This window comes from Pseudomonas sp. B21-015, assembly GCF_024749285.1.
GTDB lineage: Bacteria > Pseudomonadota > Gammaproteobacteria > Pseudomonadales > Pseudomonadaceae > Aquipseudomonas.
Window position 1 is genome coordinate 3,574,163 of sequence record NZ_CP087196.1, and the last position, 20,368, is coordinate 3,594,530.

Annotated in this window: 17 protein-coding genes and 1 pseudogene; 12 read left to right on the plus strand and 6 right to left on the minus strand. The window is 62.0% G+C overall.

The annotated features are described in order from the left end of the window. The gene (locus LOY38_RS15795; protein ID WP_258696029.1) at window positions 1–222 is read left to right on the plus strand and encodes a cbb3-type cytochrome c oxidase subunit 3; all 222 of its coding nucleotides are present in this window, start codon (window positions 1–3) and stop codon (window positions 220–222) included. A 131-nt stretch (window positions 223–353) separates the two neighbouring features. On the opposite strand, the gene LOY38_RS15800 is transcribed toward LOY38_RS15795, so the two are convergent. Further along, complete coding sequence (locus LOY38_RS15800; RefSeq protein WP_258696030.1) at window positions 354–848, minus strand: hypothetical protein; 495 nt, start codon at window positions 846–848, stop codon at window positions 354–356. A gap of 70 nt (window positions 849–918) precedes the next feature. Further along, entirely contained in the window at window positions 919–1,695 is a 777-nt protein-coding gene (locus LOY38_RS15805; protein WP_258696031.1) for a helix-turn-helix domain-containing protein, read from the minus strand. Between the two features lie 78 nt (window positions 1,696–1,773). On the opposite strand from LOY38_RS15805, the gene LOY38_RS15810 reads away from it, so the two are divergent. Next, the gene (locus LOY38_RS15810) at window positions 1,774–2,466 is read left to right on the plus strand and encodes an aspartate/glutamate racemase family protein (protein ID WP_258696032.1); all 693 of its coding nucleotides are present in this window, start codon (window positions 1,774–1,776) and stop codon (window positions 2,464–2,466) included. Window positions 2,467–2,533: 67 nt separating this feature from the next. On the opposite strand, the gene LOY38_RS15815 is transcribed toward LOY38_RS15810, so the two are convergent. The 3 genes from LOY38_RS15815 to LOY38_RS15825 all read right to left on the minus strand — a co-directional run bounded on the left by LOY38_RS15815 (window position 2,534) and on the right by LOY38_RS15825 (window position 4,827). Next, entirely contained in the window at window positions 2,534–3,061 is a 528-nt protein-coding gene (locus LOY38_RS15815) for a GNAT family N-acetyltransferase (RefSeq protein WP_258696033.1), read from the minus strand. Window positions 3,062–3,281: 220 nt separating this feature from the next. Then, window positions 3,282–4,259, minus strand: a complete 978-nt coding sequence (locus LOY38_RS15820) for a LysR family transcriptional regulator (protein ID WP_258696034.1) — start codon at window positions 4,257–4,259, stop codon at window positions 3,282–3,284. A gap of 127 nt (window positions 4,260–4,386) precedes the next feature. Continuing rightward, the gene (locus LOY38_RS15825; protein WP_258696035.1) at window positions 4,387–4,827 is read right to left on the minus strand and encodes a carboxymuconolactone decarboxylase family protein; all 441 of its coding nucleotides are present in this window, start codon (window positions 4,825–4,827) and stop codon (window positions 4,387–4,389) included. Window positions 4,828–5,030: 203 nt separating this feature from the next. On the opposite strand from LOY38_RS15825, the gene LOY38_RS15830 reads away from it, so the two are divergent. From LOY38_RS15830 to LOY38_RS15840, 3 genes and pseudogenes are all read left to right on the plus strand, one after another. Continuing rightward, window positions 5,031–6,464: a PLP-dependent aminotransferase family protein gene (locus LOY38_RS15830; RefSeq protein ID WP_258696036.1), complete on the plus strand. Its 1,434-nt coding sequence runs from the start codon at window positions 5,031–5,033 to the stop codon at window positions 6,462–6,464. Window positions 6,465–6,587: 123 nt separating this feature from the next. Then, a complete protein-coding gene (locus tag LOY38_RS15835) occupies window positions 6,588–6,881 on the plus strand; it encodes an antibiotic biosynthesis monooxygenase family protein (protein ID WP_258696037.1) in 294 nt (97 codons plus the stop codon). Between the two features lie 271 nt (window positions 6,882–7,152). Then, a pseudogene (locus LOY38_RS15840) lies at window positions 7,153–7,323 on the plus strand (cupin domain-containing protein); the annotation flags it as partial. A 67-nt stretch (window positions 7,324–7,390) separates the two neighbouring features. Here LOY38_RS15840 and LOY38_RS15845 read toward each other — a convergent pair. Continuing rightward, on the minus strand, window positions 7,391–12,304 hold the full coding sequence (locus LOY38_RS15845; RefSeq protein WP_258696038.1) for an NAD-glutamate dehydrogenase: 4,914 nt from the start codon (window positions 12,302–12,304) through the stop codon (window positions 7,391–7,393). A 526-nt stretch (window positions 12,305–12,830) separates the two neighbouring features. Here LOY38_RS15845 and LOY38_RS15850 point away from each other — a divergent pair. The 7 genes from LOY38_RS15850 to LOY38_RS15880 all read left to right on the plus strand — a co-directional run bounded on the left by LOY38_RS15850 (window position 12,831) and on the right by LOY38_RS15880 (window position 20,342). Further along, window positions 12,831–13,184, plus strand: coding sequence for a hypothetical protein (locus LOY38_RS15850; RefSeq protein ID WP_258696039.1), 354 nt, complete (start codon window positions 12,831–12,833; stop codon window positions 13,182–13,184). Window positions 13,185–13,478: 294 nt separating this feature from the next. Next, the gene (locus LOY38_RS15855; protein WP_258696040.1) at window positions 13,479–14,438 is read left to right on the plus strand and encodes a MoxR family ATPase; all 960 of its coding nucleotides are present in this window, start codon (window positions 13,479–13,481) and stop codon (window positions 14,436–14,438) included. A 5-nt stretch (window positions 14,439–14,443) separates the two neighbouring features. Continuing rightward, on the plus strand, window positions 14,444–15,388 hold the full coding sequence (locus LOY38_RS15860) for a DUF58 domain-containing protein (RefSeq protein WP_258696041.1): 945 nt from the start codon (window positions 14,444–14,446) through the stop codon (window positions 15,386–15,388). After that, on the plus strand, window positions 15,385–15,879 hold the full coding sequence (locus LOY38_RS15865; RefSeq protein WP_038984065.1) for a DUF4381 domain-containing protein: 495 nt from the start codon (window positions 15,385–15,387) through the stop codon (window positions 15,877–15,879). Before LOY38_RS15860 ends, LOY38_RS15865 begins: the two co-directional genes overlap by 4 nt. After that, entirely contained in the window at window positions 15,872–16,966 is a 1,095-nt protein-coding gene (locus tag LOY38_RS15870; protein ID WP_258696042.1) for a VWA domain-containing protein, read from the plus strand. Before LOY38_RS15865 ends, LOY38_RS15870 begins: the two co-directional genes overlap by 8 nt. Next, window positions 16,963–18,696 (plus strand): VWA domain-containing protein, encoded by a 1,734-nt coding sequence (locus tag LOY38_RS15875; RefSeq protein ID WP_258696043.1) that lies wholly within the window; start codon window positions 16,963–16,965, stop codon window positions 18,694–18,696. Before LOY38_RS15870 ends, LOY38_RS15875 begins: the two co-directional genes overlap by 4 nt. Then, a complete protein-coding gene (locus LOY38_RS15880; RefSeq protein WP_258696044.1) occupies window positions 18,693–20,342 on the plus strand; it encodes a BatD family protein in 1,650 nt (549 codons plus the stop codon). The genes LOY38_RS15875 and LOY38_RS15880 overlap by 4 nt, the downstream gene beginning before the upstream one ends. Window positions 20,343–20,368: the final 26 nt, after the last annotated feature.

Sequence of the window (20,368 nt, forward strand, 5' to 3'; positions counted from 1 at the left end):
ATGATCGAGATGGTGTTGAATCTATTGGGTGTTTTTGGGCTTTGGCTCGCAGTGGAATATTGCCTGAAACACCAGACCGCCGAGAGCCTGGACGATGCCAGCCTGATTCCGTTTGCCGATGACCCCGAGGTGGCGCGGCGGGTGGAACTGGCCACGGGCAAAACCGTGAAAGCGGTGGCACCGGAAGAGGTGAAGCCGGGTTGGGGCAACCTCGAAATCTGAGGCACACCCAACCCCCTGTGGGAGCGGGCTTGCCCGCGATGGCGGTTTAACATTCAACATTTGTATCGACTGACACTCCGCAATCGCGGGCAAGCCCGCTCCCGCAGGGTTGAGTGTCGATCACATGGGCATTAACTCCGCTCGCGTGGAATCAGACTCTGCAGTTGCTGCGCCAGGAAGTTCGCATCGAAGGCAAAGGTATCCGGGTCTTTCAAACCATTGGTCTTGCGCCACTGCCAACTGCTGGACGGTGGCAGGCACACCAGCGAAATGCTGCCATAACGCGCGGCGGTCAAGCCCATCACGGCCAGGGAAATCTGCCCCCCCGCGCCCATCACGTCCGGCACGAACTCCACCGGTTTGCCGGCGATGACGATGCTCAGTTTTTCGGTCTTGAACGTCGACGTCTCGACCGGCACGCTCGACCCGGACGCGACATACGCCTCGCGGCTCACCTCCAGCAGGTTCGGCGCCAGGACCGGTGCCAGCCACTGCTGGATCTGATCGAACAACTCACCAATGCGCGTCGCCCACACGGCCGATTGCGACTCAAACAGTTGCTTCTTGTGCGCTTCGCTTTCTGCGTAGTGGCGAAGCATCTCGCCCAGTTGCTGTACGTCATCCATTGCGGTGTTCCTTTGGTTGAAGCGGTGCTGCGGACTTTGAGCATGGCAGATGCGCGCCACAGGCGTACGACTAAAAGCGTAAACGGTATTGGCGGGGGGTCATGGCCAAGTGTTTGCGAAAGGCACTGCCCATGTGGGACTGATGGGCGAAGCCGACATCCAGCGCGATAGCGGCCAAGGGTAGATCAGTGCGTTCGATCATCCTTCGTGCCGCCTGAAGTCGCACTTCAATGAGGTAAGCGTGGGGCGTCAGGCCGATAGCCCGGGTGAAATCGCGCAGAAAACGCAGTTCGTTGTGCCCGTAGGTGGCAGCCAATTGTTCCAGTGTCAGAGGTTGCTGGAACTGCTCGGCGATCTGCTCCATGACTCGGGCGAAGGCCTTCGGCGTGGCACGCTGCGTTGTATCGGCTTTCGCATTCGCTACACCCACCAGAGCCACGGCACATTGCTCAAGGGCCAGCACGTCGGGTTGCGTGGCGAGCAACTGACGCCGTACCTCTCGCGCCAGGGCCAGCGCACGTCGATTGCCGCAAGACTGCACGCGATGGGCCACGGCGGGTAACTGTTCGCAGGCAAACGGCTCGTTCAGCCGCATCAGCAGATACTCACCACCGGTGGCCGATTCGGAAAACACTTCCACGCCGACCGGCGTGTACGCCAATACACCTGGCCAGGTATCGAAATCCGTCCGTCGGTCAGAATCGATCGCGTGCACGCCTTGCTGACGCTCCAGCGTCACCCCGAGGGTTTGCGACTGTGCCGGATCACGGGCGCTGTACGCCGCACGGGGCAAGAGTTGCAAGCAGACTTTGCCGCCCGGCAGGTACTGGCTCAGCACACCGGGCATGTGAAATTTTCTGATAGATCGGTACAAGGATCCACTGGACACTCTCTTGCAAGGGTTTGCCATTCACAGGAGCACGACATGCGCACCATCGGCCTTATCGGCGGCATGAGCTGGGAGTCCAGCGCCGAATATTACCGCCTCATCAACCAGCAAGTACGCGATCGCCTGGGGCCATTGCGTTCGGCGAAATTGCTAATGTACAGCGTCGACTTCGGCCCTGTCGAACAGGCCCAGCACGCCGGGCGCTGGGACGATGCGGCGGCGATTCTGGTGGATGCCGCGCGACGGCTGGAGACTGGCGGTGCCGAGTGCGTGGTGCTGTGTACCAACACCATGCACAAGGTGGCCGGGCAGATTCAGACGGCGATCGATATTCCGCTCCTGCACATTGCCGACCCGGCCGGTCAGGCGGCACTGGACGCCGGTGCGCTGCGGGTGGGGTTTCTGGGCACTGCATTCACCATGGAGCAGGACTTTCTCAAGGAGCGTCTGACGGCCAAAGGCCTGACGGTGCTGGTGCCGGAGGCCGAGGAGCGTCAGGCCGTGCACCGGATCATCTACGATGAGTTGTGCGTCGGGCTGATCAGCGAGGCCTCACGCCGGGTCTATCAACGGGTAATCGAATCCCTGACCGAACGCGGCGCCCAGGCAATCATCCTCGGCTGCACCGAAATCGGCCTGCTGATCAAACCCGAACACAGCGCCCTGCCCTTGCTCGACACCACCGAGCTGCACGCACAGGCGGCGGTGGCGTTCGCGTTGGGCGACTGACTCAATCGGCTTTGGCCTGATGCCGGCCAAGTCAAGCCACGCTCCCACAGGATTTTCGTCGCTCAAATTACTGGCATTGAGCCGAGGGCGTGCGACGCAGGCGCGCCATGCTCAGGGTATCGACCAGCCGACCGTCACGCACGGCGTAATCGCGAAACAGGCCTTCGGTCTCGAAGCCGAATTTCTGGTACAGCCCGATGGCGGCTTCATTGTCGGCGTACACCGACAGCTCGACCCGTTGCAGGTTCATCCAGTTATCGGCGATGTCCAGCGCTGCTGCCAGCAGTTTCGAACCGACGCCCTTGCCCTGCCACGCCACGGCGACCCCCATGCCGAAGCTGCCGGCGTGGCTGCGACGGATTCGCGAAAACTGCTCAAGGCCAATGTTGCCGATGACCGAGCCCTGGTGCAGCGCCACCAGTTTCACCGCGCGTTCGTTGTCCGCCATCAGGCGTTGGCGCCAGACCTCGGTGGACTGAAACGGCATTTGCAGCACCTGCCGGGCCACGGCCGGATCGTTGTAGAGCGCGGTGATGCCCTCGATGTGGGATTCGTTGAAACGTTCGAGGTGAATGGCGGGGTCGTGGTCGGGCATGGCGGTGTTCGTCCTTGATCGGTGTGTGGCCGATCACTCTAAACCGCGATCCCCATGAGTGGCGAGATCAAAATGTGGGAGCGGGCTTGCTCGCGAATGCGGTGTGTCATTCAACATCCATGTCGACTGAATAACCGCTTTCGCGAGCAAGCCCGCTCCCACATGGATCTGTGTCAATTCTGGATCCGCAGTGCTGCGATCTTTTGATCTTGATGGCAGGCTACTCAAACCACTCCCGCCGCTCGCTGAAGGTGTTGTGGATCAGCTCGACGATCCCCTGCACTTCGGCCTCATTCCGGGAGTCGGCATTGACCGCCATCCACACCTGGCGCTGCATCGGTTGGTGGAAGAGCCCGGGCAACGCCAACAACCCCCGGTCGAACTGGCTCATGTAGTGCGGTAGCAAACCGATGCAGGCGCTGCAACGGATCATCTCCAGCATCAGCTCATAGGAATGCAACTGCACCACCCCCGCCAGGCGCTGCTCCAGCAGACTGTTCCACGGCCCGAAGGCGGCGACCTGGCGGTGCTGCTGCCATTGCACCAACATGAAATCGGCCAAGTCACCCAGGCTGTCCGGCCGGGCCGCGACCCGCGAATAACGCTTGGCGATGTGCGGCAGATAGTCCAGCCGCGCGAGTCGCCGGGGTTCGCTGACGGCGAAACTGGGGCCTGGCAACGGCGAATCGGTGCCCGCCAGCCACACCACCACATCGGCGCTGATGGCTTGCAGGGACAGTTCGCTGTCCAGGGAGATGATGTCCAGGCGCACGCTGGCATTGCGCCGCAGCAGCGAGACCAGGTCGCGCCCGAGGATGTCATGCAAGATTGACTCGGCGACGGCCAAGCGAATCAATGGCTGTTCGATCACCGGCAAATCGCGTTCATGGGCCAGGGCAATCAACTGCGCCTGAAGCTGCAAACCGTCGCGGCTGAGGGCAAAGCCATTGCCCGAATGGCTGAACAGCGAACACTGCAGTTGTGCTTCCAGTTGCGCCAAATGTTTACGCAACTGGGTCGACTTGATGTTGAGGCTGCGGGCCGCTTGCATGAAACAGCCGCAACGGGCGCTGACCCTGAAAGACTGCACCAGCAGCGGATCGATTCCGGCTATCCGTGAGTGCAAGGATGGGTTCTGTTCTACGGGCCAACGGTACTCGGCCACGCCCTGACGCCCGGTGGATTCCATGAATGACATTGATGACTCCCTGTCTGTCGATCTGTCCTTGAGCGTTCATCCTGCTGACCGTTCATGAACCTGATGTGACAGCCGGAAAAAACGGATCAGCCGTCCAAGGCGCGGAACCTGTGGGAGCGGACTTGAATCAACCGCCGGGCGCTTGTCGAAAACTCACTGCCAGACGATTCCAGCTGTTGATGGTGCTGACGGCCATAGTCAGGTCAACCAGTTCGCCTTCGCTGAACTGCGCCCGGGCCAGTGCGTAAACGTCATCGGGCACATGGCTTTCCGCAAGCAGGGTCACCGCTTCGGTCCAGGCCAGGGCCGCCCGCTCCCGAGGGCTGAAGAAGCCGCTGTCGCGCCAGACCACGACCGCATACAGCCGGCGATCGGTCTCGCCGAAACGGCGCGCGTCCACCGAGTGCATGTCGGTGCAGAAGGCGCAGCCATTAAGCTGCGAGGCACGGATTTTGATCAGGTTCAACAAGGCCGGCTCGATGCTCAGGTCGCGGGTCAAGGCCTCCATGGCGATCATGGCTTTCATCGCTTTGGGCGATGCGTTGTAGTAGTCCAGGCGGGAGTTCATGGGGCGACCTCGCGGATAGGATAGGTGACTCCAAGGTAGAGGCTGCCCCACGATCGTCACAGGTCCAATTCGACGAAAAAGCCGTGGACCGCCCGGTAAAAGGCCAATCGGAGGTTTTTCGCCCACGCAACTTCTGCACGGCCGTGCATGCGGGTAATCTGGCGCGACGCACAGTCGCCTCAACGCCCAGGAGCCCCGCCGGTATGGAACTTCATGTTGTCATCAACGGCCGCAAGGACCTGGCAGGCCAGTTGTACCGGCAACTGCGCAGCGCCATCGAGTCCGGCCGTCTGGCAGCCGGGACGCAGCTGCCGCCCAGCCGTTTGCTGGCTGAACAACTGGGAATTTCGCGCAAGACCATTTCCGACACGTATGCACAACTGACCTACGAAAACTTCCTCACCGGGGTGATCGGCAAAGGCACTTACGTCAATGCCCGGGCGGCGAAAATCGTCCGCAAGCAGAGTCATTCGGAGCTGGCCAGCTTTGAGGTCATTGAAAGCTGGCGCAACCTGCCAACATTCTTGCGCCACCCGACGCTGGAAGGCTCGCTGCGTTACGATTTCATCGGTGGCGCCACCGGGAAAGGCCAGTTTCCGCAGGACGATTGGCGCCGCTGCACTTCCCATGCCTTGCGCCAGATTGCCGGTTCCAAGGGCTTCTACAGCCTGCCCGAAGGCTTGCCGGCGCTTCGCAATGCGATCGCGCGGCACATCGCGTTTTCCCGTGGGGTCAATTGTCAGGACGAGGACGTGGTGGTGTGCAACGGCGCGCAGCAGGCGCTGGACCTGATTTCCCGGGTGTTGACCCAACCGGGCAGCCTCGTGGCCATGGAAGACCCCGGTTACCCGCCCGCTCGTCTGTTATTCGCAACCCATGGCGCGACGGTGGTCGGCGTACCGGTGGATGCGCAAGGCATTCAGGTCGAGCACATTCCCGATGGCACCCGGCTGATTTACGTCACCCCGTCCCACCAGTTCCCCTTGGGCATGCCCATGAGCCAGGCCCGGCGCGAAGCCCTGCTCGCGCGCGCCCACGAACTGGGGGCGATCCTCATCGAGGACGACTATGACAGCGAATTCCGCTACGAAGGCCGGCCCACCAACTCGCTGCAAAGCCTGGATCAGCGCGGCATCGTTGCCTACGTCGGCACCTTCTCGAAAACCCTGTTGCCAGAGTTGCGGCTCGGGTATGCGATTTTACCGCCGGCGATTCTCGAAGCGGTGATCCGCGCCAAACAGCTCACCGACATGCACACCTCCACCCTGCCCCAATGGGCGCTGGCCAAGTTCATCGCCGAGGGCTGCCTGCTCAAGCACATCCGGCGCTGCCATACGATCTACGCCGGGCGCCGGGAGCGGATTCTGGCGCGCATGGCGGGCGACCTTTCGCCGTGGTTCGAGGCGGTGCCGACCACGGCCGGGTTCCACATGGCGGTGCTGTGCAAAGTGCCGGTGGATATTCCATTGGTGATCGAATTGGCAAAAAAAGTCGAAGTGGGGCTCTATGCCCTGGACGGTTTCTATTACCAACAAGCGCCACGGGCCGGGCTTTTCCTGGGGTTCGGGGCGATCGAAACCCTGGACATCGACATCGCCCTGGACCGTTTGCGGGACATTCTGCAGCAGGTCGGCTGACAGATTGGTCTGCGGCTTTATCCAGCGATTGGCTATTGGCGGCCTGGGGGGGCAGGCCTATCCTTGATGGGCGTTATCCCTCAATGAGCAGGATTCGTCCGGCCTGATTCAGGAGTGTGAACAATGCCCAACGAAGTGATCAACACCGTAAAGGTGCAGGCTGCCGCCGGCCGCTCGGACGAACTGGGTCAGCAACTGCAAAAGATTGTCGATACCCTGCGCGAACTTCCGGGCTGTGACTCCTACATGGTCGACCGCTGCCCCGAGGACGACACCTGCTGGACGGTCAGCGCTCGCTGGCAATCGGAAGCGGCCATGCAGGCGCATTTCAACTGCCCTGAAGCGCAAGGCTTTATCGGCCTGATCGACAACCGACTGGCCAACGCCGTCGACTTCGACAGTTTTCCAATCGTCTGACAAACACCTGTGGCGAGGGAGCTTGCTCCCGCTCGTCTGCGCAGCAGACGTAAATCCGGCGAACGCAGTCTGCCTGGTCCTGCGCGTCCAGCGGTTTTGGGGGCCGCTGCGCAACCCAGCGGGAGCAAGCTCCCTCGCCACAGTTCATCGCCCTTTAGCCCTGCGGCGCTCTGTGATTGGCCCCCTCACCTTCCCGAAAACTGGCTGTTTGATTGCCCGATAGCGCGCCCTACTGTGGTCCCTGACGACTCACCACCTCAGGTAATCAACCATGAATGCGCTTCGTTTTTTTGCTGCCCCTCTCGCCGCCCTGACGCTGTGCGTTTCAGCCTCGGCTTTCGCCCACGAAACCGCAGCCCCGACAGAAAAAGTCACCATCCTGCAGGACCAGATGCTGAAAAACGCCCCCGGCAAAAAAGCCTTGATGATCGAAGTCGATTACCACAAAGCCTTCAGACAAAAAAAAGCCCCATCTCTTTCGAGACGGGGCTTTTTCATTCAACGCCTGATCAGGCAACCGGCTCCAGCTCGGCGCTGGCAGTCGCGTTGGCATTGGCATTGGCAGGCACCACCGCCTGACCGCTCAACGCCAGGTCCAGCAACTCACGGTTGGCCACCGCATACATGGCATAGTCAGTGCCGCTGGCGGCACGGATTTCCACCAGCATGGCGCGCCAGCGTTCGATCATGCCTTCGTGCTCTTCCATCCACAGCGCCAGGCGTGTTTCCACGTCCTGGGTGCCGTCGCCCTGTTGCAGGACAGAGATGGTGATCGCACGTTGTTGCCAGTCGACGTCATCGCGGAACGCTTCACGGGCCAGGGCCTGCCAGTTGTTTTCAACCGGCAGGGCGCTGATCTGTTGCAGGTACCAGGTGATGTCCAGCGCGCTGCCCACGGCGAAGTAGGCCTTGGCCACGTCCGCTGCGTTCTGGCCGGTCACATCCGAAGCTTCGATGATCGGCAGCAAGGTGTACAGGTGAGTGGTGCCTGCAACCATGCGCGCCAGCAACTCAGGTACGCCAGCCGCGACGTAAGCCTGATAACGGGTCTGCCAGCCTTCGCGGGTAGGGCCTTCCAGCAGTTCGTCGAGCTTGAGGCCCAACGCCGCCAGGTGCGGACCGAAGTGTGCGACGTCACGGGCAGCGTTCTGCTCATTGCGACGGCTGCGCAGGAACCAGCGTGTAGCACGCCGGCCCAGACGCATCAGCTCGTCCATCAGCTCCAGTTGCACGTCAGCGGAGACCTGGTAGTCCAGGGCCTCGATCTGACGGAACCAGTGTGGGAGATGGAAAATGTCACGCACGATCACATAAGCACCTGCCACGTTCGCCGGGCTCATGCCGGTCGACTCTTTGAGTCGTTGAACGAAGGTGATGCCCATGTGGTTGACCAGATCGTTGGCGATCTGAGTGCTGACGATTTCACGCTTCAGACGGTGACGGCGCATGGCGTCGGAGAACTTGCTCACCAGGGTCGGCGGGAAAGCGGTTTCCATGTCGCGGGTCAGGTAGTCGTCGTCCGGCACCAGGGAGTTGAGCAGCGCTTCCTTGAGGTCGATCTTGCTGTAGGAGATCAGCACCGACAGCTCGGCACGGGTCAGGCCATGGCCCGCCGCGACGCGTTCAGCCAGTTGATCTTCGGCCGGCAGGAACTCGATGGCGCGATCCAGCTTGCCGCGACCTTCCAGATCGTTCATCAGACGCTTGTATTCGGCAATTCGCGGCAAGGCGCGACGGGCTGCCAGGGACAGTGCCTGAGTCTGCTTGTAGTTGTTGCCCAAAACCAGACCACCGACTTCGTCGGTCATGCTCGCCAGCAACTGGTTACGTTGCTTGTCGGTCATGTCGCCGGCCTGAACCACTTCGTTCAGCAGGATCTTGATGTTCACTTCGTGGTCGGAGCAGTCCACGCCACCGGCGTTGTCGATGAAGTCGGTGTTGGAACCGCCACCATTGAGGCCGAATTCGACACGACCCAATTGGGTCATACCGAGGTTACCGCCCTCGCCCACGACTTTGCAGCGCAGTTCGTTGCCGTTCACGCGCAGTGCATCGTTGGCCTTGTCGCCGACATCGGCGTGGCTTTCGCTGCTGGCTTTGACGTAAGTACCGATACCGCCGTTCCACAACAGGTCTACCGGCGCCTTGAGCAAGGCGTTCAGCAGTTCGGTCGGGGTCAGCTTGTCAGCCTGAATGTCGAAGCGCTCTTTCATCTGCGGGGAAATCGCGATGCTTTTTGCGCTGCGCGAGAAGATCCCGCCGCCTTCGGACATGATGCTGGTGTCGTAGTCCGACCAGGCCGAACGCGGCAGGTCGAACAGGCGCTGACGCTCGGCGAAGCTGTTGGCAGGCTCCGGATTCGGGTCGATGAAGATGTGCAGGTGGTTGAACGCGGCCACCAGTTGCAACGTCTCGGACATCAACAGGCCGTTACCGAATACGTCACCGGCCATGTCGCCGACGCCGACTACAGTGATGCTGTCTTTCTGAACATTGATGCCGCGCTCGCGGAAGTGGCGTTGTACGCCGACCCACGCGCCCTTGGCGGTGATACCCATCTTCTTGTGGTCGTAACCGGCCGAGCCGCCGGACGCAAAGGCGTCGCCGAGCCAGAAGCCGTAGTCGATGGCGATGCCGTTGGCGATGTCGGAGAAGGTCGCAGTGCCCTTGTCCGCCGCCACCACCAGGTACGGGTCATCGTCGTCATGACGCACGACGTTGGCCGGCGGTACCAGCGCGCCGTCTTTCAGGTTGTCGGTGATGTCCAGCAGGCCCGAGATGAAGATGCGGTAGCAGGCGATGCCCTCGGCCGCGATCTCGTCACGGCTGCCGCCCAGTGGCAGGCGACGCGGCAGGAAGCCACCCTTCGCACCCACTGGCACGATGACCGAGTTCTTCACTTGCTGGGCTTTTACCAGGCCCAGGACTTCGGTGCGGAAGTCTTCTTCACGGTCGGACCAGCGCAGACCGCCGCGAGCCACGTTGCCGAAACGCAGATGCACGCCTTCGACGCGAGGCGAATAAACGAAGATTTCGAACTTCGGAACCGGCTTCGGCAGCTCTGGAATCTGGTGCGGGTTGAACTTGAAGCTGAAGTAGGACTTGTTCTGACCGTTGGCGTCGGTCTGGTAGAAGTTGGTCCGCAGGGTCGCTTTGATCAGGTCCAGGTAACGACGCAGGATGCGGTCTTCGTTCAGCACCTGGACATCGTCCAGTGCCGCCAGAATCGCGTGTTCCAGACGTTGCTGCTTGTCTTCCAGATCGTCACTGGCCAGCTTGCGCGCCAGGTAGAAACGGGTCTTGAACAACCGGGTCAACTCGCGAGCGATGTCAGTGTGGTTGTTCAGGGTGCTGGCGATATAACCCAGGTCGAAGCCCAGACGGATCTGCTTCATGTAACGGGCGTAAGCACGCAGCAGCGCCACATCGCGCCATGGCAGGCCGGCGGTCAGTACCAGACGGTTGAAGGCATCGTTCTCGGCATCGCCACGCACGATGTGGACGAAGGCGTCCTGCAAGGTGTCGTTGAGTTGCTGGATGTCGAGTTCCAGGCCTTCGGCGGCGGTGAACGCGAAGTCGTGAATCCAGAACTCACGGCCGCTGTTGTGGCGCAGGCGATACGGGAACTCACCCAGCACGCGCAGACCAAGGTTTTCCAGGATCGGCAACACGTCGGACAACGCCAGCGGGGTATCGGCGTGATAAAGCTTGCAGTGTAGCTCGCGCTGACCGGAGACCTGACCCAGTGGCTGATAGAAGCTCATCACCAGCGGATTGGATTCTTTCAGGCTCAGCAGGTGCTGCATGTCGACCACAGCCGAGTGGGCGGCGAAACGCTCGCGGTAACCGGCCGGGAAGCCTTTCGGGAAGTCGGCCAGCACGTTGGTGCCCTGGGCTTCGCCGAAGCTCTCGACCACCAGGCTCGCGTAGTCGTCCTGCCAGCTGCGGCAGGCCTGCACCACTTCTTTTTCCAGCAGAACCGGGTCGATGTCCAGACGGTTCTTCGGGTCGACCCGCAGAATCAGCTGCACACGGGCCAGCACGGATTCGGAGAAGAAGGTCCAGAACTCGCAGTCCGAGGCTTTCAGGCGATCCATCAGCACTTGCTGGATCTTCTGGCGCACCTCGGTGGAGTAGATGTCACGCGGCACGTAGGCCAGGCAGTAGCAGAAACGGCCGTACGGGTCTTTGCGCAGGAACACGCGGATCTTGTTGCGTTCCTGGATCTGCACGATCGACATCACGGTGGTGAACAGCTCGTCCACCGGGGTCTGGAACAAGTCGTCGCGCGGCAACACTTCAAGCACCTGGGCCAATTCCTTGCCCAAGTGAGCCTTGGCCTGGAAGCCCGAACGCTGTTCGATGATCTCGACCTTGCGACGGATGTAAGGAATGACCCGCACGCTTTCGCCATACACCGACGAGGTGTACAGGCCCATGAAACGGCATTCCTTGATGACCTTGCCATCGGCATCGATCTGGCGGATCGACACGTAATCCGGGTAGGCCGGACGGTGTACACGGCTTGGGTGTGCAGCCTTGGCGAACGACAGCGGCGTCGGTTCGCGCAGGTAGTTGACGGCGTAGTCTTCGATGCGCAGGTCATCGACGGTCAGGCCGGCACGCAGCAGCTTGGTCAAGCCGAGGAACGAGTTCTGGTCATATTCGATGTGACCGCCGTTCTGGTCCTCGCCCACCACGAACTCTTCGTAGCCCAGGAAGGTGAAGTGGTTGCCCACCAGCCATTCCAGGAAGCTCTTGATTTCGAATTTTTCGTCGGCGTCGACGATGAACTGGCTGTTGTCGATGCCTTCGATCATCTCCTGGACCTTGGCTTTCATCGGTTCGAAATCGGCGACCGCGACGCGGACTTCACCGAGAACCTGCTCCAGCTCTTTGGTCAGGACATTGAGTTCGGCCGTGTTGGCGCAACGGTCGATTTCCAGGTACATCAGCGATTCTTGCAGAATGCCTTCGCCCTGGGTGCCCTTGGGCAGGATTTCCAGCAGCTCGCCCTTGCTGCCGCGACGCACGCTCAACACAGTGGTTTGCAGGGTATGAATGCTGTAGCCGCGGCGGTTCAGTTCGGTACGCACCGAGTCCACCAGGAACGGCAGATCGTGATGCAGCACTTCAACCGCGGTGTGGGTCGACTGCCAGCCGTGGCGTTCGTAATCAGGGTTGTAGACGCGCACTTGCGGATGCGCGTGATCGAAGCGCTCAAGCAGGCGCCACGCAGAAAGGGTGCAGCCGGCGAGGTCGGACAACCGACGCTGGGTCAGCTCGTCGAGGGAAATGATGCCGAAGAATTGTTCGGCGAACAGCGCCACTTGTGGCAGTGCCTGTTCACTGATGTGCTGCGCCAGTGCCGCTTGCAGTTGGTGCTGGAAGTCGGCCTTGCTGGCTGCGGTGAAGAACGCCATCTGTGGTACTCCGCTTGGGCTTGTTATTGATGGAAGCGTCGCGTGCAAACCCCTTTCGGGGCAATCCGTCACCCTGTTCCTGAATCTCGGGCAGAGGAAACAGAATGACAGGTGGGTGAAGCTGGACGAGACACTCAGGTCACATTCACCTTCCATTGAATGGGCATCTGCAAAAACAACTGCCGGGCTACCCTCTCGAAGCTACCATCGCAGCCATCGACAATGCCCTTACGGGTGCTCATCCGTTGCGCAGCTTAACGAGTGCGGCAAGGGCCGTGCTTGCAGCGCTGCGACATATTCGGTCATCGGTACGTAACTCGCGGCATGTGCCTCGAACAACACTAGCAGTCGTGCAGGAAAATGGGGGCTTTATGCCCGGTTTTACGGCACTTGCGTACCAGGAATGACTGGAACGCATCGGATATTCACAACACATCCTCTGACACTCAGTCGAGCAGAAATTTCCGAGGGCTGGCAGAATTGTCTTTTGTCGCGTTCACCACGCTCGCCGAGCCAGGATTTTCCCATGCAAATGACAACCGACCTCTTGATCGTCAACCCGTGCGATGACGAAGAAGACAATCTGGCCATGCTCTGCTGCACCAGTGCCGAGGGCGAACTGTTCCTGATGAGCCGCTTTCCCGATGAGGACGAGCTGGAGATCATCTTCCACGACAAGCCTTCGGCACTGGATGGCGTGAAAGTCACCCTCAGCCCTGACCGCCTGCTGATCGAAATCGCCGCCGTGGACGCCGATGCGCTGGATGGCAATGATTCGCTGGAAATCCTGCACAGCACCGATGCGCAGGATCTGGCTGAAGTGGAAGAAACCTTGCAGAACATCCTTAAAGGCACCGGCACTTACATCAGCCAGCTCTAAGCCTTGGAGTCTCGGGTGCCTGAACCTGCCTCATCGCGAGCAGGCTCGCTCCCACATTTGATCGCATTTTCATATGAGAACCCGGTCACCTGTGGGAGCGAGCCTGCTCGCGATGAGGCCAGCCAGATCACCACCCTGTCCCTCGCCTACAAATTTCCAACAGATTTACCCAACAATTCCCGCACTTTGCACAAAATGCCGTTAGTCGGCGCCCCCCGCGATGGATTAAAGTAACGCCCCCAGCCCTGGCGTTATTCGAACGTCTTCGGTCACCCTTTCCAGGAACAGTCATCGATGGAACATCGTGAAGCGCTGCTCGCGCTGCGAACCTTTCTTTCAACGCAGATTCTCGGCCAGGAAAAACTCATCGAGCGTTTGCTCATCGCCTTGCTCGCCGACGGCCACATGCTGGTCGAGGGCGCTCCGGGGCTGGCCAAGACCAAGGCCATCAAAGAGCTCGCCGAAGGCATCGAAGCACAGTTCCATCGCATCCAGTTCACCCCCGACCTGCTGCCGGCCGACATCACCGGCACGGAAATCTATCGCCCGGAAACCGGTAGCTTCGTGTTCCAGCAAGGCCCGATCTTCCACAACCTGGTGCTGGCGGACGAAATCAACCGTGCCCCGGCCAAGGTCCAGTCGGCCCTGCTCGAAGCCATGGGCGAACGCCAGGTCAGTGTCGGGCGCAGCACCTACGAGCTGTCGCCGCTGTTTCTGGTCATGGCCACACAAAACCCCATCGAGCAGGAAGGCACCTACCCGTTGCCCGAAGCCCAGCTCGACCGCTTTCTGATGCACGTGAAAATCGGCTTCCCCGACGCCGCCGTCGAACGCCGGATTCTGCAACAGGCCCGCGGCGAAGCGCTGCACGGTGAAACCAAACCCGAACGCCGGGTCAGCCAGCAGGCGATCTTCGCCGCGCGCAAGGAAATTCTCGGTTTGTACATGGCCGACGCCGTGGAGGAGTACCTGGTGCAACTGGTCATGGCCACACGCATCCCGGCCAAGTTCGACCCGGAAATGGCCGAATGGATCGCCTACGGTGCCAGCCCGCGCGGCTCCATCGCCCTCGACCGTTGCGCCCGTGCCCACGCCTGGCTCGCCGGTCGCGACTTCGTCAGCCCGGAAGACATTCAGGCGGTGCTGTTCGATGTGTTGCGCCACCGCATCATTCTTTCCTTTGAAGCCGAAGCCGCTGGCATCGACCAGGACCGGGTGGTCCAGCGGATTCTCGACGTCGTAGCCGTCGCTTGACCCCCATGAACGCCCTCCTGCCGCCCGAGCCGGGCATCCGTGTCAGCCTCGCCGAGCTGATCGAGATGCGCCATCGCGTGCGCGAAGTCCAGCTGTTTTCCACGCCGAGCCAGCGCAGCCCACTGATCGGCCTGCACCACTCAAAACTGCGCGGGCGCGGGGTGGACTTCGATCAGGTGCGGGTCTATCAGGCCGGCGATGACGTGCGCAGCATTGACTGGCGTGTCACCGCCCGGACCCAGGAACCGCACACCAAGCTGTTCCATGAAGAACGCGAGCGACCGATCTTCATCATGGTCGAACAGAGCTGCCGGCTGTTTTTTGGCTCCGGGCTGATGTTCAAGTCGGTGCTCGCCGCCCAGGCGGCGAGCCTGATTGGCTGGGCCGCGTTGGGCCATAACGACCGGGTCGGTGGGCTGGTGTTCGGCGACGACGAGCACTACGAGATCAAACCGCGACGCAGCAAACAGAGCCTGCTGCAATTGCTCAACCGGCTGGTGCGGGTCAATCAGTCGCTGCACACCGAACGCGAGCCGGACCGCGGCGCCTTCGGCATTGCCTTGCGCCGCGCCCGGGAAGTATTGCGCCCCGGCAGCCTGGTGATCGTGATCTGCGACGAACGCGCGTTGTCGGACGGTGCCGAGCAGCAACTGAGCCTGTTGTCGCGCCATTGCGACCTGCTGCTGCTGCCCGTGTCCGATCCGCTGGATCACGCCCTGCCCGCCGCGGGGCTTTTACGCTTCGCGGAACGGGGTGCGCAGCTGGAACTCGACACGCTGAATTTCGACTTGCGCCAGGCCTATCGCGCACAAGCGGAAGCGCGCATCGACCGCTGGGAGCTGCTGGCGCAAAAGCTGCGGGTGTTGCTGATGCCGTTGAGCACCCAAAGCGAAATGGTCGAGCAATTGCGCGAATACCTGAACCCACAACGTCCGGGGAAAGGTCGATGAGCAGCCTCGATCAACTGCAACCGCTGATTTCCCCGCCACCGATCGGCTTCTGGCCACCGGCGCCGGGCTGGTGGCTGCTGCTGTTATTGCTGCCATTGATCGGTTTCGGCCTGTGGCAGTTGCGCCGTTTCATCCCGAACAAGCGCCCTGTCGTGCGCGCCGAACAACCGCTGGACCCGGTGCGTCTCGCCGCCCTGGCCGAGCTCGCCCGGATGCCCAAGCCCTACGACGGCGCCCCGGCCGGTGCCTGGCTGCAGCAACTCAACGGCTTGCTCAAACGCCTGTGCCGCAACCATTACCCCTACAGCCAGAGCCATACTCTTAACGGGCGCAAATGGCTGGCGTTCCTCGACAACCGCTGCCCGGCCGCCGGCCTCACGCGCTGGATGGTGCTGGTGGAAGGCGCCTACAAACCCGAATGCAAACTCGACGACAAAGCCATCGCCGGCCTGACTCAAGCCGTCGACACCTGGATTCGCAAACATGTTTGAGTTCGCCTGGCCGTGGATCTTTGCCCTGCTGCCGCTGCCCTGGCTGATGCGGGTGCTGCTGCCGGTGGCCGACAGTGGCGAGCCGGCGCTCAAGGTCAGCTTCCTCAGCGACCTAGAAGGCCTCGCTCGCCGCCGCGCCCGGGCCAACCTGCCGGCCTGGCGCCAGCAAGCCCCGTTCATTTTGCTGTGGCTGTTGCTGCTGATCGCCGCGGCGCGCCCGCAATGGCTCGGCGACCCTCTACCGATTGCCGCCAGTGGCCGCGACCTGCTGGTGGCGGTGGACGTGTCCGGCTCGATGGATTTTCCCGACATGCAGTGGCAGGACGAAGACGTCAGCCGACTGTCATTGGTGCAGCATTTGCTCGGTGATTTTCTCGAAAGTCGCGACGGCGATCGCGTCGGGTTGATCCTGTTCGGCAGTCAGGCCTATCTGCAAGCGCCGCTGACCTTCGACCGACACACCGTGCGGGTGTGGCTCGACGAAGCGCGGATCGGCATCGCCGGCAAGAACACCGCCATCGGCGACGCCATCGGCCTGGCCCTCAAACGCCTGCGCCAGCGCCCGGCACAAAGCCGCGTGCTGATTCTGGTCACCGACGGCGCCAACAACGGCGGCGAAATCGATCCGCTGACCGCCGCACGCCTGGCGGCTAATGAAGGCGTGAAAATCTACCCGATCGGTATCGGTGCCGATCCGGAACAAAGCGGCACCCTGGGCTTCCTGGGCACCAACCCGAGCCTGGACCTCGACGAACCCGCCTTGAAAGCCATCGCCGAAGCCACCGGTGGCCAGTATTTCCGCGCCCACGACGGCCAGGAATTGCAGGCGATCAAGCGCACCCTCGACAAACTGGAACCGGTGACCCAGCAACCCACTCAGGCCCGCCCGGCCCAGGCGTTGTATCACTGGCCGTTGGCGATGGCGCTGCTGTTGAGCATGCTGCTGGTGATCCGCGAGCGCTGGCCGGATAACCCGTTGCAACGGCTGTTTACCAAGGAGCTGTTTACAAAAGAGCGGTTTCTGCAAAAGCAACTGCCCGACTGGCGTCAGCGGCTCAAACGCCTGCGTCTGCGGAGGCGTCGATGATTGCCCTCTGGCCGCACTGGTTCCGCCCCTGGTGGCTGCTGTTGTTGCCGTTGCTGGGCTGGTTGCTCTGGCAACTCTGGCACCGGCAGAAACGCGCCGGCCGCTGGCAAATGATTCTGCCACCGGCCTTCCATGCCGCGTTGCTCAGTGGTGGCAGCGGTCGCGAAAGCAAACTGCCGTGGGTTGCCCTGGGCCTGGCCTGGGTGCTGACCGTGCTGGCTCTGCTCGGGCCAGGTTGGCAGCGAGTGGAACAAACCAGCCAGAAACCCGCCGACCCGCTGGTGGTATTGCTCGAGCTGACCCCGGAAATGCTCGCCACCGACGTTGCGCCGAACCGGCTGGAACAGGCCCGGCGCAAACTGTTCGACCTGCTGCAAAACCGCAGCGATGCGCAGACCGCCATCGTCGTCTACGCCGGCAGCGCTCACACCTTGGTGCCGCTGTCGGATGACCTGTCGACCAGCCGCAATCTGCTGGATGCGCTCAAGCCGTCGCTGATGCCTCAGGCCGGTCATCGTGCCGATCTGGCGGTGACCAAGGCCCTGGCGCTGCTGGATCAGGGCGCCCTCGGCCAGGGCCGGGTCCTGCTGATCGGTTCGTCGCTGACGGAACAGGAGCGTCAAGGGATTCGTCAGGCGCTGGACGACAAGTCCACGCAATTTCTGATGCTCGGTATCGGCACCGCCGAAGGCGCGCCGGTCGCGCAGGACGACGGCAGTTTCCTCAAGGATGACCAGGGCGCGATTCTGGTGCCCCGTCTGGACGGCCCCAGCCTGAAAGCCTTTGCCAATGGCGTGGGCGGACGTTATCGCCAGGCGCGCCTGGACGATGCCGACCTGCGCGGCCTCGGTCTGCTCGACGGCCCTCGGGATCTGCGTAACGACGGCCAGACGTTGCGTCTCGACACCTGGGCCGATCAGGGGTATTGGCTGCTGTTGCCGCTGTTATTGCTGACCGCCTGCGCCGGACGCCGCGGTTGGCTGTTCTGCCTGCCGCTGCTGTTCCTGCTGCCACAACCCAGTTACGCCTTCGATTTCGAAGACTTGTGGTTGCGACCCGATCAGCAGGGCCTGCATTTGCTCAAACAAAAACGCCCGGCCGAGGCCGCACTGCATTTCGAAGATCCGCAATGGCAAGGTGTGGCGCTCTATGAGGCTGGCGATTTCAGTGGCGCCGCCCAGCGGTTTGCCGAAGGCAACGATGCGCATGCCCACTACAATCGTGGCAATGCCCTGGCCAAAAGTGGTGAACTGGAAGCAGCGCTGGATGCTTACGAACAAGCGCTGGAACTTCAACCGGATCTGCGCCCGGCCCTGACCAACAAGGCACTGGTGGAAAGCCTGCTCAAGCAGAAAACCACCGCGCCGCCCGTTGAGCCGGATAAAACCGCCGCTGACGAAACCACCACACAAGAACCGCCACCGGACAGCGCCACTCAGCCGTCGAACAAGGGTGAGCCGAAAACCGACGCCCAACAGACCACGCCGGACGCCGGGCAGCCACCCACGCCCCCCCCGCAACCGGGCGCCAATGAAGTCCCGGGCAGCGAGCTGGAGGATGAACAAAGCACCAGGCCACCACGGCGACCGGCCAGCGACAGGCTCGAAGGCGAACAGCGCCAGGCGCTGGAGCAATGGCTGCGCAAGATCCCGGATGACCCCGGAGAACTGCTCAGACGCAAATTCTGGTACGAACAGCAACAACATCAGGATCAGGGAAAAACTCGATGACCCGCTTCACCGCCTTCTTGCTCGCACTGCTGCCCGCCCTGTTGCTCTGCACCGTTCAGGCCCAGGCGGCGGGGCTGGTCGCCAGTGTCGATCGCAGTCGCCTGAACTCCGGGGAGACGGTCGAACTGACCCTGGAATCCAACGACGTGACCCAGTTTGGCAAACCCGACCTGGCGCCGCTGGAGCCGCTGTTCGAAGTACGCGGCACCCGCCAGGTCAACCAACTGAATACCCTCAACGGCAACACTCAGGCGACCACCCGCTGGATCATCACCCTGCTGCCCCGGCAGAACGGCAGCGTGGTGATTCCGTCGCTGCAACTGGGCGACGCCCAGAGCCAGCCGATTACCGTGCAGGTGATCGAGAGTGAAACCCAGAACATCCGCAACACCCTGGCATCGGTGTTCATCGAAGCCAGCCTCGACCAGAGCAGTGTCTATGTGCAGGCTCAGGCGATCCTGACCTTGCGCATTTACCATTCAGTCGCCCTGTATGACGACAGCAGCCTGACCCCGTTGCAGATTCCCGATGCGCGCATCGAACAGCTGGGCGAGCCGCGCACCTACGAGAAAGCCATCAACGGTTTGCGCCATGGCGTGATCGAAATGCGCTACGCGATCTACCCGCAGCACAGCGGCGTATTGACCATTCCGGCGCAGATGTTCAGTGCCACGCCGGTCGATACCCAGCCGTCCCAGGACGCAACACCCCAAGGGCCGAAACCGGGCAAGCTGATGCGCGTCAGCTCCGCCGAGATCCCGCTGACGGTCAAGGCCAAACCCGCTACTTACCCAGCCGATGTTCCCTGGCTGCCGGCCCGCAGCCTGAGCCTCGGCGAAAGCTGGAGCCCGGAACCGGATCATGCGCAGGTCGGCGATTCGCTGACCCGCAGCCTGACCTTGAACGCCGAAGGCCTCGCCAGTTCCCAACTGCCACCGTTGCCCGCCACCGAAATCAACGGCCTGCGGCGCTACCCGGATCAACCGGTGCTGAGCAACCAGAGCGGCGAACGCGGCTTGATCGGCAGTCGCGAGGACCGCGAAGCCCTGGTGCCGACCCGCACCGGCGCCATTGATTTGCCGAGCGTTGAAGTGGTCTGGTGGAACACCTTCGAGGATCACCTGGAGCACAGCAGCCTGCCGGCCCGCACGCTGCAAGTGGCGAGCAACCCGAGCCTGATCGTCGACACCCCGGCGGGAGGCCCGCAGGTGATGCCCGGCGCCACCAGCGAAGCCCTGTGGTGGAAGCTCAGCACCGTGATCCTGGCCTGCACCACCCTGCTGGGCTTCGGCCTCTGGTGGCGCGCCCGCTCGCAACCGGCGATCCTGCGGGCGGCGCAGACCGGCCCGAGCCCACGCACCCTGCTCGACGACCTCAAACGCGCCTGCCAGGCCAACGACCCCCACGCCACCCGGCAGGCCCTCGACGCCTGGGCCCGGCAACAGCCGGAAACCCTGGCCGACATGGCCGCGCGCTTCGTGCCGCTGTCCGATGCCCTCGATGGCCTGAATGGCGCGCTCTACAGCGAAACCGGCCAGTACTGGCAAGGCGAGGATCTCTGGCGCGCGATTCGTGCAATCCCGACGGCCGAAGGGGTTCAAGACCTGGTTGGCGATACTGGGTTGCCACCGCTCTATCCCAAATAAATCAAAAGATCGCAGCCTTCTACATT